Origin of the sequence: Rhodococcus sp. 15-725-2-2b, assembly GCF_002259075.1 — a bacterium.
Classification (GTDB): domain Bacteria; phylum Actinomycetota; class Actinomycetes; order Mycobacteriales; family Mycobacteriaceae; genus Rhodococcoides.
This window is the reverse complement of the sequence record NZ_NPFL01000020.1, coordinates 415,263-427,998: the sequence shown is the minus strand read 5'-3', so window position 1 is coordinate 427,998 and position 12,736 is coordinate 415,263. Positions and strand designations below refer to the sequence as shown.

General features: G+C 64.4%; 15 protein-coding genes. 9 read left to right on the top strand and 6 right to left on the bottom strand.

What is annotated here, in order from left to right:
- Positions 1 to 9: 9 nt before the first annotated feature.
- The 4 genes from CH306_RS24790 (at position 10) to CH306_RS24775 (ending at position 4,557) form a co-directional block, all read left to right on the top strand.
- Entirely contained in the window at positions 10 to 534 is a 525-nt protein-coding gene (locus tag CH306_RS24790; protein ID WP_094648148.1) for a DUF6912 family protein, read from the top strand.
- A gap of 124 nt (positions 535 to 658) precedes the next feature.
- Complete coding sequence (locus CH306_RS24785; RefSeq protein ID WP_032398293.1) at positions 659 to 1,774, top strand: ferredoxin reductase; 1,116 nt, start codon at positions 659 to 661, stop codon at positions 1,772 to 1,774.
- Between the two features lie 108 nt (positions 1,775 to 1,882).
- Complete coding sequence (locus tag CH306_RS24780) at positions 1,883 to 3,184, top strand: fatty acid desaturase family protein (protein ID WP_032398294.1); 1,302 nt, start codon at positions 1,883 to 1,885, stop codon at positions 3,182 to 3,184.
- Positions 3,185 to 3,306: 122 nt separating this feature from the next.
- Complete coding sequence (locus CH306_RS24775; RefSeq protein ID WP_032397669.1) at positions 3,307 to 4,557, top strand: fatty acid desaturase family protein; 1,251 nt, start codon at positions 3,307 to 3,309, stop codon at positions 4,555 to 4,557.
- A gap of 50 nt (positions 4,558 to 4,607) precedes the next feature.
- On the opposite strand, the gene rsgA is transcribed toward CH306_RS24775, so the two are convergent.
- From rsgA to ybaK, 3 genes are read right to left on the bottom strand one after another with little or no spacing between them, the layout of a single operon-like run.
- Positions 4,608 to 5,642 carry a ribosome small subunit-dependent GTPase A gene (gene rsgA, locus CH306_RS24770; RefSeq protein ID WP_052050252.1) on the bottom strand — a complete coding sequence of 345 codons (1,035 nt, stop codon included), beginning with the start codon at positions 5,640 to 5,642 and terminating at the stop codon, positions 4,608 to 4,610.
- Complete coding sequence (gene aroA / locus CH306_RS24765) at positions 5,594 to 6,910, bottom strand: 3-phosphoshikimate 1-carboxyvinyltransferase (RefSeq protein ID WP_094632509.1); 1,317 nt, start codon at positions 6,908 to 6,910, stop codon at positions 5,594 to 5,596. The genes rsgA and aroA overlap by 49 nt, the downstream gene beginning before the upstream one ends.
- A 6-nt stretch (positions 6,911 to 6,916) precedes the next feature.
- Complete coding sequence (gene ybaK, locus CH306_RS24760) at positions 6,917 to 7,408, bottom strand: Cys-tRNA(Pro) deacylase (protein WP_094632507.1); 492 nt, start codon at positions 7,406 to 7,408, stop codon at positions 6,917 to 6,919.
- Positions 7,409 to 7,498: 90 nt separating this feature from the next.
- Here ybaK and CH306_RS24755 point away from each other — a divergent pair, with 90 nt between their 5' ends.
- Complete coding sequence (locus CH306_RS24755) at positions 7,499 to 8,281, top strand: sigma-70 family RNA polymerase sigma factor (protein WP_230596997.1); 783 nt, start codon at positions 7,499 to 7,501, stop codon at positions 8,279 to 8,281.
- Positions 8,278 to 8,586, top strand: coding sequence for a mycothiol system anti-sigma-R factor (rsrA, locus tag CH306_RS24750; RefSeq protein WP_179272768.1), 309 nt, complete (start codon positions 8,278 to 8,280; stop codon positions 8,584 to 8,586). Before CH306_RS24755 ends, rsrA begins: the two co-directional genes overlap by 4 nt.
- Positions 8,587 to 8,657: 71 nt before the next feature.
- Here the strand turns inward: rsrA and CH306_RS29870 are convergent, their stop codons facing one another.
- On the bottom strand, positions 8,658 to 8,732 hold the full coding sequence (locus CH306_RS29870; protein WP_370878772.1) for a 50S ribosomal protein bL37: 75 nt from the start codon (positions 8,730 to 8,732) through the stop codon (positions 8,658 to 8,660).
- Positions 8,733 to 8,851: 119 nt separating this feature from the next.
- Between CH306_RS29870 and CH306_RS24745 the strand changes: the two genes are divergently transcribed.
- Together CH306_RS24745 and CH306_RS24740 are read left to right on the top strand one after the other, a co-directional pair.
- The gene (locus CH306_RS24745) at positions 8,852 to 9,067 is read left to right on the top strand and encodes a biotin/lipoyl-binding carrier protein (RefSeq protein ID WP_008717734.1); all 216 of its coding nucleotides are present in this window, start codon (positions 8,852 to 8,854) and stop codon (positions 9,065 to 9,067) included.
- Positions 9,068 to 9,088: 21 nt separating this feature from the next.
- A complete protein-coding gene (locus tag CH306_RS24740; RefSeq protein ID WP_032397672.1) occupies positions 9,089 to 10,567 on the top strand; it encodes a sensor histidine kinase in 1,479 nt (492 codons plus the stop codon).
- Between the two features lie 110 nt (positions 10,568 to 10,677).
- Here CH306_RS24740 and CH306_RS24735 read toward each other — a convergent pair whose 3' ends face one another.
- On the bottom strand, positions 10,678 to 10,932 hold the full coding sequence (locus CH306_RS24735) for a WhiB family transcriptional regulator (protein ID WP_032366305.1): 255 nt from the start codon (positions 10,930 to 10,932) through the stop codon (positions 10,678 to 10,680).
- Positions 10,933 to 11,197: 265 nt separating this feature from the next.
- Positions 11,198 to 12,151: a diacylglycerol/lipid kinase family protein gene (locus CH306_RS24730; RefSeq protein WP_032398298.1), complete on the bottom strand. Its 954-nt coding sequence runs from the start codon at positions 12,149 to 12,151 to the stop codon at positions 11,198 to 11,200.
- 159 nt (positions 12,152 to 12,310) lie between these two features.
- Here CH306_RS24730 and CH306_RS24725 point away from each other — a divergent pair, with 159 nt between their 5' ends.
- The gene (locus tag CH306_RS24725; RefSeq protein ID WP_045195754.1) at positions 12,311 to 12,730 is read left to right on the top strand and encodes a hypothetical protein; all 420 of its coding nucleotides are present in this window, start codon (positions 12,311 to 12,313) and stop codon (positions 12,728 to 12,730) included.
- Positions 12,731 to 12,736 lie beyond the last annotated feature (6 nt).

Genomic DNA, 12,736 nt, shown 5'->3' with positions numbered 1-12,736 from the left:
TCTTCTGCAATGCGTGTCTACGTTCCGGCGACGCTGGAGTTCTTGAAAGTGTTGTCGGCAGAGGGCGAGTTCAGCCCGGTCTCGCGCACGGCCTTCGCGGTGACACCGACGCTGCGTGAGGCGTACTCGTCCGGCGACGACGAGGAGCTTGCCGAGGTGGCGATGGGGGAGGCCGCGCGGGCCTCTCTGCGACTGATCGCCGCCGCCGTCGACGACGAGAGCGATACCGGTACGGTCGCCGAAGGGGTGGTGTACCGGCGGGCGGTGATCGCGGCCGATGTGGACGATCCCACTCTGCGCCCCGATCTCGACGATGCCGTCGTCCGGCTGACGGAACCGTTGCGGATGGATCAGGTCGCGTCGGTCCACGTCGATCTCGAAGGGGCCGAATCGGCGGTGGCCAAGGCCGTCGCTGCCGTCGATGCCGCGGACATGGGTGACGTGGACGCGGAGTTCGTGCTCGGCGACGCCGAGGATCACACGCTCGCGTGGTACGCCCCGCAAGAGTTGTCGTTTCTGCTCGAACTGCTGTGACTCGGCCGTGTTCGCTCGGGCACGATTCACATCGGCGCAGATGTTCCCTGACCCGAACCTACGGTAGCGTAACCTCGATGACCGCAAGCGGTTCAGTATCTCGATCGAGGGGATGGAACACCCGATGGATCTGAAGAAGTGGCTGGAGGCTCCGGCGGCCGGAGTATCGGCCCCCAAGCGTCCGAGACTGAACATGGTGCGTGGTGCTTTCACCCGCATCACCACTCCCTTGTTGCCCGATGACTACCTGCATCTGGCGAATCCTCTCTGGTCCGCACGCGAACTCCGCGGTCGCATCGTGCGAGTGGAGAAGGAAACCGCGACGGCGGTGACCCTGGTGATCCAGCCGGGTTGGGGCTTCAACTTCGATTACCGGCCCGGCCAGTACATCGGGATCGGGTTGCACCTCGGCGGGCGTTGGCACTGGCGGTCCTACTCGCTGACCTCTCCGCCGAACTGGGAGGACAAGCTGATCTCCATCACCGTCAAGGCGATGCCGGAAGGCTTCCTCTCGTCACACCTGGTCGGCGGTGTCCCGCAGGGAACCATCGTTCGGCTGGCCGCCCCGAAAGGCAATTTCGCGCTGCCCGTGCCGCCGCCGAACAAGATCTTGTTCGTCACGGCAGGCAGCGGCATCACCCCGATCATCTCGATGCTGCGGGCTTTGGATCGGCACGGCGACATGCCCGACACCGTGCACATCCACTCGGCACCCACCGAGGACGAAGTCATGTTCGCCGCCGAGATCGCCGCGCTGGAGAAGTCTCATCCCAACTTCACCTCGCACGTGCAACTGACGCGGTCGGACGGCAAGTTCGCACTCGCCTCGCTCGACGAGCTCTATCCCGACTGGCGCACGCGTGACACCTGGGCGTGCGGGCCTGCAGCTCTGCTCGAAGAGATCGAGAAGACTTGGAAACGCGAGGGGATCGAGGACCGGCTTCACCTGGAGCGGTTCGAGATCTCGCGCGCCGACACCTCCGGTGCAGGTGGCACCGTCACCTTCTCCAAATCGGACAAGAAGACCACCGTCGACGGCGCGACCAGCCTGCTCGAAGCCGGTGAGAACGTCGGCGTTCAGATGCCGTTCGGCTGCCGGATGGGTATCTGCCAGACGTGCGTTGTCCCGTTGACGGCAGGGCATGTGATCGACCTTCGTTCCGGTAAGGAACACAGTGAGGGCGACCGCGTCCAGACGTGCATTTCCGCTGCTGCGGGCGATTGCACACTGGAACTGTAGGTCTGTTTTTCGCACACCGCCTTCTCAGACTGTTCGGTTACGCTTACGTAGGTTGCCCACGTCGAAACCCGATATTTCGGGCACTGCACTCAACTGTTGGAGGACCCGGTGGCTATCACCGACATCAAAGAGTTCGCTCATCTCAGCGAAGCGGACATGGAAGCGTTCGGTCGTGAACTGGATGCGATTCGTCGAGACGTCGAAGACAGCCGCGGCGAGCGCGATGCCGCCTACATCCGTCGGACGATCAGACTGCAGCGGCTGCTCGAGCTCGGTGGCCGTGCGGTGCTGCTCGGCAGCAAGTATCGGCCGGCCTGGTTCGTGGGTACGGCGATGCTCAGTGTCGCCAAGATCGTCGAGAACATGGAACTCGGCCACAACGTGATGCACGGGCAGTGGGACTGGATGAACGATCCGGAGATTCACTCCACCTCGTGGGAGTGGGATCAGACCGGTCCGTCGGAGCAGTGGAAACGCGCCCACAATTACTCGCACCACACGTACACCAACATCGTCGGCATGGACGACGACATCGGCTTCGGCATCCTGCGGATGACCCGCGACGAGCCGTGGAAGCCGATCAACCTCGTTCAGCCGCTCGCCAACATCGTGCTGGCCACCACCTTCGAGTGGGGCATCGCGCTGCACGATTACGACGCGCAGAAGCAGTTGGACGGCGAGGACGAGAAGGGCCTGCTGAAGTCTCCGGCGACCCGCGCCTTCGCGCGCAAGATCGCCAAGCAGGTCGGCAAGGATTTCGTGCTGTTCCCGGCACTGTCCGGTCCGGCGTGGAAGTCGACGTTGACCGCCAACGCGACGGCCAACCTCGTCCGGAATTTGTGGGCGTACGCGGTGATCTTCTGTGGTCACTTCCCCGACGGGGCAGAGAAGTTCACGATCGGCCAGTTCGAGACCGAGACACGACCCGAGTGGTACCTGCGTCAGATGCTGGGCAGTGCGAACTTCGACGCCGGTCCGGTCATGGCGTTCATGAGCGGCAACCTCTGCTACCAGATCGAGCACCACATGTTCCCGGATCTGCCGAGCAACAGGTACTCGGAGATCGCCGAGAAGGTGCACGCTCTGTGCGAGAAGTACGACCTGCCGTACACCACGGGGTCGCTCGGCAAGCAGTACCTGCTGGCGCTGCGGACCATTCACAAGCTGTCGCTGCCCGACTCGTGGTTGCGTGCCACGTCCGACAACGCTCCCGAGACGTCCTCCGAGCGACGGTGGCGCGTAGGGGATTCGCCTGCCGTTCATGCTCTTCGGATCGATCCGCTGACCGGGCAGCGCCGCGGTCTGCGGTCGGCGATGCAGGAGGCGCGTGTGAGCCTGCGCAACGCCAAGAAGGAAGCCAGGCGTCAGGCCAAGGCCCTTCGTCGATCGGGCGACCGCGCGTCGTTGTGAATCGTCACACACATTCCCGGCGCTAACCTACGGAACCGTAAGTTACGATACGGTAGGTGATGGAATCACACATGGCCTGATACGCGAGCTGTGTGTTCACGACTGCCAGGAGGTTGTTTCCCATGGCGATTACGGACGTCAAAGAATACGCGCATCTGACCGATGCCGACATCGAGGCGTTGGGCCACGAGCTCGACGCCATCCGGCGTGACATCGAAGCGTCCCGCGGTGAACGCGACGCCCGGTACGTCAAGAACACGATCCGCCTGCAGCGATCCCTCGACATCGGTGGCCGGGCCGTGCTCTTCGCCAGCCGTCGTCGTCCGGCGTGGCTCGTCGGCACCGCCATGCTCGGTGTCGCGAAGATCATCGAGAACATGGAGCTCGGCCACAACGTCATGCACGGCCAGTGGGACTGGATGAACGACCCGGAAATCCACTCCACGTCGTGGGAGTGGGACAACACGGGGCCGTCCGCTCACTGGAAGCAGACGCACAACTACATTCACCACAAGTACACCAACGTGCTCGGCATGGACGACGACGTCGGCTACGGTCTGCTGCGCGTCACCCGCGATCAGCGGTGGAAGCCCTTCAACATCGGCAACCCCGTCTACAACCTGCTGCTGCAGCTGTTCTTCGAGTACGGAGTGGCGCTTCAGCACCTCGAACTGGGCAAGGTCGCCAAGGGTCGAGTGCCGCGTGAGGAATTCGAGCAGAAGCGGCGCGAGGTGCTCGAGAAGGTCGGCAAGCAGATCGGCAAGGACTACGTCCTGCATCCGTTGCTGACCGGTCCCGCCTGGAAGAGCACGTTGACGGCGAACATCGCCGCCAACATGATCCGCAACGTGTGGACCAACACCGTCATCTTCTGCGGCCACTTCCCCGACGGTGCGGAGAAGTTCACCAAGTCCGACATGGAGGGCGAAACTCAGGGTCAGTGGTACCTGCGTCAGATGCTCGGCAGTGCGAACTTCAACGCGGGCCCCGTCATGGAGTTCATGAGCGGCAACCTGTGCTACCAGATCGAGCACCACCTGTTCCCGGATCTGCCCAGTAACCGCCTGCGCGAGATCAAGGTTCGAGTGCTCGAACTGGCCGAGAAGTACGACCTGCCGTACACGACCGGCTCGATCGTCCACCAGTACTTCCTGTCGTGGCGAACCATCGCCAAGCTGTCGCTGCCGAACAAGTACCTGAAGGCGACCAGTGACGACGCTCCCGAGACTGCGTCCGAGCGCAAGTGGGCCGATGCTCCGGCCGGTTTGTTCACCGTCGATCCCGAAACGGGCAAGCGTCGCGGTCTCCGCACCGCCATCGCAGAGACGAAGAAGCGCAAGGGAATTCGCAGCCTGGTCCGCAAGGCCGCGTAAGTTCCGAACGGCGTGCAGCCTGGTGGCAACCGACCCCGAAAGGGGGGTTGCTACCAGGCTTCGTTCGTTCGAACGGCTTCGAGGAGCAGACGCACGGCCGCGACGCGTCGGGCTGCGTCTCCGGTCAAGGTGTCCAGAGCGCACTCGGGATCGGCGGGTGGGCCGAGGTGGGTGCATCCTCGGGGACAGTTCTCGATGGTGTCGGCCAAATCGGAGAACGCTGCGACGACGTTCTCGGGGGAGATGTGCGCCAGTCCGAACGACCGGATACCGGGAGTGTCGACCACCCAGCCGCCGCCGGGCAGAGGGAGCGCCACCGACTGCGTCGAGGTGTGACGGCCCTTCCCGACGCCCGAGACCACACCGGTGGCGCGATATGCGTCGGGCACGAGCCTGTTGACGAGCGTGGACTTTCCGACGCCCGAGTGTCCGATGAGCGCCGTCACCTTGTCGGTCAGCATCGCGGTCAGCTCGGTGAGGTCCTCGGACTGGCCTGCCAACACCACCGGGACGTCGAGATCGGCGAAGGCCGCGGTGAATTCCTCGGGGTCGGCCAGATCGCTCTTGGTCAGGCACAGGACCGGTTCGAGTCCGCCGACGTACGCAGCCACCAGCGCCCGCTCGACGAAACCGGTCCGAGGCGGCGGGTCCGCGAGCGCGGCCACGATGAGCAGCCGGTCGGCGTTGGCCACCACCACCCGCTCGAACGGATCGGTGTCGTCCGCCGTGCGCCGCAACACCGTGCGCCGCTCGGCGACGCGCACGATTCGGGCCAGAGTGTCGACCTTGCCCGACAGATCTCCGACGATGCCGACCTCGTCGCCCACCACGATCGGAGTACGGCCCAACTCGCGGGCACGCATCGTCACCACCGGCCGTGCCGGGTCACCGCCGAGCACACAACCCCATCGGCCGCGGTCGACGGACACCACCATGCCTGCTTCGGCGTCGTTGTGTTCGGGTCGAGTCTTGGTCCGTGGACGCGAACTCTTGCCCGGTCGGATACGAACGTCGGACTCGTCGTATCGGCGCGCGGTCAGGAGCCGACCCCGCTCGGTGTCGACGCGGACAGCATTGCGTCCCACAACATCTCGAAACCGGGCAGAGTTTTGGCTGTGGTACCGATGTCGTCCACCTCGACCCCGGGGACACGCAGTCCGACGATTGCGCCCGCGGTGGCCATCCGGTGGTCGGCGTACGAGTGCCAGACGCCTGCGTGCAGCGGAGCCGGATCGATGCGGATGCCGTCGTCCGTTTCCACGGCGCGCCCACCCAGTCGGACGATCTCGGTTGTCAGTGCGGCGAGTCGGTCGGTCTCGTGGCCCCGCAGGTGGGCGATGCCACGCAGAATCGACGGACCTTCGGCCAGTGCGGCGAGTGCCGCGACCGTCGGGGTCAGCTCGCCGACATCGTGAAGATCGAAATCGATGCCGCGCAACGTATCCGGGCCCTCGACGGTCAAGATGCCTGCGGTCAGGTCGACTCGAGCGCCCATCCGGGTGAGTATCTCGCGGAAGGCATCGCCGGGCTGGGTGGTCGATTCGGGCCAATTCGGCACGCGCACTCGGCCTTCGGTCACCACCGCTGCAGCGAGGAAAGGGGTGGCGTTGGACAGATCCGGCTCGATGATCCACTCGATCGGCGCGACCGGTCCGGGGTGCACCCGCCAGGTGTTCGCGTCACCACCGGACTCGGGGGAATCGACTCGGACGCCGGCGCGCCGCAACATGTCCACGGTCATGTCGATGTGCGGCATGGACGGAACAGGCTTGCCGATGTGGTGGATTTCGATTCCCTCGTCGAACGCCGCCGCGGAGAGCATCAGACCCGAGACGAACTGCGAGGAACCCGAGGCGTCGATGTCGACCGATCCGCCGCGCAGCGAACCGGTGCCGCGCATCGTGAACGGCAGAGCGCTGCCGTCGATCTCGGCCCCCACCGCACGCAGGGCGTCGAGGATGGTGTCGAGTGGACGAATGCGAGCCTGTTCGTCGCCGTCGAACGACACCTCGCCCGCGGCGAGGGCAGCCAGGGGCGGCACGAAGCGCATGACGGTACCCGCCAGACCACACTCCACGGCTCCTCCGTGCAACGGAGCGGGAGTCACGCGCAACGCCGTCCTGTCGTCGTCCGCGGCGATGATCTCGATCCCCAAGGTTGCCAGGGCGTCGATCATGAGATCGGTGTCACGGCTGCGCAGAGCACCGGTGATCGTCGACGAGCCGGAGGCGAGCGAGGCGATGATCAGTGCGCGATTGGTGATCGATTTCGATCCGGGCAGAGTGACTGTCGCGTCGACGGGTGCGACGGCGGCTGGGGCTGTCCAATTGCTCACCGGTCCATCTTCTCTCATTCGATGTCAGCGCGCGGCGATGGGCGCGGTTGTGGCACGGGTGAGCCCGATGAGATCGGCTGGCGCGAGTTCGATTTCCAGTCCCCGGCGACCTCCGCTGCACAGAATCGTCTCGAAGCCGAGAGCCGAGTCGTCGATCGCGGTGGGCAGGGATCTGCGTTGTCCGAGTGGTGAGATGCCGCCGAAGACGTACCCGGAGGACCGCTCGGCGGCAGCCCTGTCGGCCATCGCGATCTTCCTGGTGGACAGCGCAGCGGCCGCGGCCTTGAGAGAGAGCATCGCCGTCACCGGAACGATCGCCACCGCCAGCGAGCGATCTGCTCGTTCCACGACGAGCGTCTTGAAGACCTGTTCGGGTCGAACGCCGAGCCGTTCGACGAGTATCCGGGCTGCCTCCTCGCCGTAGGACTGCACCCGAGCATCGTGGTCGTACGAGTGCACGGTGTGCGCCACCTTTCGTGCGGTGAGCAGCGCGAGAGCGGGTGTGGACGCAGCCATTCACCGGACTCTAGCGACCGAGCGGGAACACGACGGGACGACGCCGTGTTGTGTAACGACAGATACGGATGCAGGCGGAAGGAATGACGAATGGCAGTGCTGACCGCGGGACGTCCCCTCGTGTTGAAGGGGGTGATCTCTTCGCAGAAGCCGACTACGGGCGCCGTAGCCTGGGCGGTGGAAGCTATCGAAGGGATCAGCGTGACAGAAGCCAGCAATCCCGTCGCTGACGTGGACGACGAAAAGGCGATCGCGGAGCGCAGGGCTGCCGAGACCGAGGCTCAGTTGACCGAGCGCTTCGAGCGCGACGCGTTGCCGATGCTCGATCAGCTCTACGGCGCAGCTCTGCGAATGACGCGTAACCCTGCCGACGCCGAGGATCTGGTTCAGGAGACGTTCGTCAAGGCCTACTCGGCGTTCCGATCGTTCCGTGAGGGCACGAACCTCAAGGCATGGCTGTACCGAATTCTCACCAACACCTACATCAATTCCTATCGCAAGAAGCAGCGTCAGCCCGCTCAGTACCCCACCGACGAGATCAGTGACTGGCAGCTCGCCGCCACCGCCGAACATACGTCGACAGGGTTGCGATCCGCCGAGGTGGAAGCTCTGGACGCGCTGCCGGACGACGACATCAAAGCCGCGCTGCAGTCTCTTCCCGAGGAATTCCGGATGGCTGTGTACTACGCCGACGTCGAGGGATTCCCGTACAAGGAGATCGCCGAGATCATGGGTACGCCCATCGGCACGGTGATGTCGCGTCTGCACCGCGGACGCAAGCAACTGCGAGGCCTGCTGGCCGGGGTTGCACGGGAGCGCGGATTCAACCGGGACGGCGCAGTCGACCGGCACGAGCAGGAGGTAGTCCAGTGACGGGCACCGGAAAGATCGACGGCGGGGACGAAGGCGACGCACAGTTCGAGCGTCTCGACTGCTCGGCGGTGATCGCGGACGTGTGGGTGATGCTCGACAACGAATGCGACGAAGCGAGCCGGACCCGTCTGCAGAAGCACATCGACGAATGCGGATCCTGCTTCGAGGCATACGGAATCGAAGAGAAGGTCAAGCGGCTCATCTCGCGCAAATGCGGGGGAGACCAGGCACCGGCCGGGTTGCGCGAGCGACTGAGCGTCGAGATCCGACGGACGGTGTTGATTCGTCAGACCGACTCCGAATAACCACAGCTCGTACGACGACGAGGGGCCGAGAAGCAGTAGCTTCTCGGCCCCTCGTCGCTTGTGGCAAATCGTCAGCTGTTCGGACGTTTGCCGTGGTTGGCCTTGTTGCCCTTACGAGCACGCTTCTTACGTCCACGCTTTCCCATGATGGGCTCCTCTCGTTTGTTCACTACAGTCTCCCACGTGTGATTGGCTTACTGTGACGGGCCTGGCCTCCGGTGGGTGGTCCGCGCAGTTCGTGGTGACGTGAGAGAGGGGTTCGCCGGTGTCCGAGGACGTTCGTGCGGAGATGGTGTCCACGGTGTTTCAGGTGGTCGTGGCCCGAGGCGACGCAGTCGAGGTCGGTGACACCCTCGTCATCCTGGAATCGATGAAGATGGAGATTCCCGTGCTGGCCGAGACGGCAGGGACGGTCACATCGGTTGACGTCGCGGTGGGCGACGTCATTCAGCAGGGCGACCTCATCGCCGTCGTGTCCTGAGCAGTGATCACGTGAGCTGTCGTGTCGACCCTCAGTGACCTTCTGGCCGAGCACACCGACCTCCCCGGTGTCGCGGTCGACCACTTGCAACGCGTCGTGGGGGAGTGGCAGCTGCTGGCCGACCTGTCGTTCGCCGACGTGCTGCTGTGGGTCGGCACCGACGACGTGGCCAGTGGGACTGCCGACGTGCTGTGTGTGGCTCAGTGCCGGCCGACCACTGCGCCCACGGTCTTCACGCACGACATCGTGGGAACGACGATCTCCGAGTCCGAGCACCCCGACGTGATGGTCGCGCTGCAGCAGCGGCAAATAGTGCACGGAGGGGTGGTGACCCGGACCGAGAGCATTCCGGTGCGCTGCGGGGAGCACGTCATCGCGGTGCTGACCCGAGACACCAATCCCGCGCAGCTTCGACCACCGAGTGCCCTCGAGGTCGCGTATCGGGAATGTGCCGACGACCTGTGTCTGATGATCAGCGAAGGGACGTTTCCCACCCCGGAGGAGCGGACCGATGTGAACTCGTCCCCGCGAGCGGGCGACGGATTCATTCGCGTCGACACCGAGGGGCGGGTGGACTACGCCAGTCCCAACGCCCTCTCGGCGTACCACCGGATGGGACTGACGACGGAGTTGTCCGGTCGAGATCTGGCGTCGGTCACGCGATCTCTGGTCACCGACCCGTTCGACTCACAGGAAGTGGCCGACCACATCAGATCGTCGCTCAGCGGCAACGTGGGACACCGGATGGAGGTCGATGCACGCGGTGCCACCGTTCTCGTGCGTACGTTGGCTCTGCAGCCCCGGGGGAGGTCGGCCGGTGCGGCTGTGTTGATCCGCGATGTCACCGAGGTGAAGCGACGCGATCGAGCCCTCCTCAGCAAGGACGCGACCATCCGAGAGATCCATCATCGGGTGAAGAACAACCTTCAGACGGTGGCGGCGCTGCTCCGGCTGCAGTCTCGTCGACTCGAGAACGAGGAAGCGCGGACGGCGTTGTCCGAGTCGGTTCGTCGGGTGACGTCCATTGCACTCGTGCACGAGATGCTGTCGATGTCGGTCGACGAGGAAGTGGATCTCGACGAGATCGTCGATCGTCTGGTGCCCATCATGTTGGACATAGCGACGGTCAACCCGAGAGTTCGAGTGGTGCGCGAGGGCAAACTCGGAGTCTTCTCGGCCGAACGGGCGACGCCGTTGGTGATGGTGCTCACGGAGCTGGTGCAGAACGCGATGGAGCATGGATTCGACGCCGGTTCTGCGGGTGTCGTCCGAATCGGAGCGGACCGGTCCGCGAAGTGGCTCGATGTTGTCATCCACGACGACGGGCGCGGGTTGCCCACGGGGTTCTCCCTGGAACGCTCGGACGGTCTCGGACTGCAGATCGTGCGCACGCTGGTATCGGTGGAGCTGAACGGATCGCTCGGTCTGCATCCGGCGGCGGGAGGGGGAACCGACGCGATGTTGAGAGTTCCTCTGGGACGGCGTGTGCCGAGGGCCTGATGCACGTTCGGTGAACAGTGTGTAACGAGCCCGCCGAGGATCCGTGGGACGCAGAAGGCCCGGTATCCGCTGAGCGGGTACCGAGCCTTGCCGATTGCTGCGTGTGCGTCCTAGACGGAGCTGCGTGCGCGCGTACGTGCGTTGCGTCGCTTGAGAGCACGGCGCTCGTCTTCACTCATTGCGCCCCATACTCCTGCGTCCTGGCCGGATTCGAGTGCCCAGGACAGGCATTCAGCGGTGACGGGGCACCGAGTACAGACGACTTTGGCATCGGCGATCTGCGCGAGCGCCGGACCACTGTTTCCCACCGGGAAAAATAGTTCCGGATCTTCATCGCGACAAATTGCCTTGTGGCGCCAGTCCATCCTCTGCTCCTTACCGGGCGCCGAAGCGCCGTTTCGTTTCTCTTCTGTTCACGAGTGGGTAACCAATGTTTCCGCACTGTTGCTTGTGAATGCTTTCACGAACTCAGGTGAAGTCAAGGGGTACGCGCGTGACCGTGGTCAAGCTCACTCTGTTAGGCTCGCTTTAGCCTTCTGCGCTCCTTTGTACCCCGAGTGAACGGATTTCGCTCGTGGTTTCTCCAGAACAGCGCTGTGTGTTGCCGCATATGCCCAGGACGGGCGGCCCTCACCTGCCCGGCGCGACCACTTCGAGCGCGTCGGGAGTGGAGAAGAACTCCGCTTCCGTGCGCTCGCCCAGATAGTCGCCATCCATCTGCAAACCGACCGGTTCCGCCGACGAAATTCGGACACTCGGCACATCATCGATCCGAATCAGCTTGCGCGACTTCGGTTCTGCGCCCTTGGCCAGCAACTGGCGAGACACCCGCAAGGTAGGGAGCAAGGCAGTCGAACGCATGCCGAACACTCCAAGACCCGAATCGAAACCGGTACCCGGATTGGTGTGCACCGGCCTCTCGTTCAAATACGTCCACGGACTCGAATTCGACACGAACGCATAGTGCACACCCTCGAACGGATCCTGACCCGGAACCTCCACCGTCAACCGAGCCGGCTGCCGCTTGTGCTTGAAGAACTCCTGCACCGCCGACCGCACATAACGCGTCGCAGACACCGGCTTGCCGTCCTTGCGCCCGGCATCGATAGCCCGACACACGTCCGCATCCAGACCCATACCCGCGTTGAACGTGAACCAACGGTTGTCGCAGTGCCCCAACCCGATCGTCCGCCGCGCCCGTGCATCGAGCAGGCCGATCAACTGATTCGTCGCCGCCACCGGATCCGCCTCGATACCCAGCGAGCGAGCGAACACATTCGCACTACCACCGGGAACGACCGCAATCGGCGGAATCGCACCGATCGTCACCGCCTGCATCGACGTCGGCAACGGCACCCCGAGCAACCCGTTGATCACCTCGTTGACCGTCCCGTCACCACCATGAACGATCACCAGACCCATCCCGTCCTCACGGGCACCCCGAGCAAGCTCCGACGCATGATCACGATGAGTCGTCTGCGCAACCGTCACCCGCACCCGACTCGACAACGCATGAGCCAACAGATCCCGAGCCGCAGCCGTCGTAGAAGTCGCATTGGGATTGACGATCAGCAGCGCACGCACGAGCACTGACACTAACGGGGTCGTTCCGCAGGCTCCACTCCGGTCACCTGCGTCGTTCCGCAAGCTCCACTCCCGTCACCTCGGGTCGTTCCGCAGGCTCCACTCCCGTCACCTCGGGTCGTTCCGCAGGCTCCACTCCCGGTTGCCTAGGCTGGTCGCGTGTCCACCTCACCCGAGAACCTCACCCCGCCGGCCACGTTCCGATCCGCCGGGGCGCTCGTCGCAGCGCAAGGCGTGGCGTCGCTGGTGGCCGCCGTCGTTCTTCTCGTCCGAGCGTTCTCCGGAGAAGGGGACAACGCCGTGGCCAACGGCTACGGCACCGCGGGATGGTTCGGTGTCCTCGGTATCGGAGTCGGGGCGGCGGGCATCGCCCTGGTACTCGGAAAACGCTGGGGAAGGTCCATCGCCACCGTCGTACAGCTGCTGCTGCTGCCCGTCGTGTGGTCACTGTTGACCGGATCGCATCAAACCGCCTACGGCATCGCTCTCGGAGTAGTTGTCGTCGGCGTGCTCGTGTTGCTGTTCAGCCCGCCGTCCTCTCGGTGGATGGCCGCCGAATACAGCGACGTCGACGACTGATTCCGC

Coding starts and splice junctions, on each gene's coding strand:
- aroA (WP_094632509.1), bottom strand. CDS start 6,910: ATGAGAGAAGATGGACCGGTGAGCAATTGGACAGCCCCAGCCGCCGTC.
- ybaK (WP_094632507.1), bottom strand. CDS start 7,408: ATGGCTGCGTCCACACCCGCTCTCGCGCTGCTCACCGCACGAAAGGTG.
- CH306_RS24735 (WP_032366305.1), bottom strand. CDS start 10,932: ATGGACTGGCGCCACAAGGCAATTTGTCGCGATGAAGATCCGGAACTA.
- CH306_RS24775 (WP_032397669.1), top strand. CDS start 3,307: ATGGCGATTACGGACGTCAAAGAATACGCGCATCTGACCGATGCCGAC.
- CH306_RS24785 (WP_032398293.1), top strand. CDS start 659: ATGGATCTGAAGAAGTGGCTGGAGGCTCCGGCGGCCGGAGTATCGGCC.
- CH306_RS24755 (WP_230596997.1), top strand. CDS start 7,499: ATGGCAGTGCTGACCGCGGGACGTCCCCTCGTGTTGAAGGGGGTGATC.
- CH306_RS24790 (WP_094648148.1), top strand. CDS start 10: ATGCGTGTCTACGTTCCGGCGACGCTGGAGTTCTTGAAAGTGTTGTCG.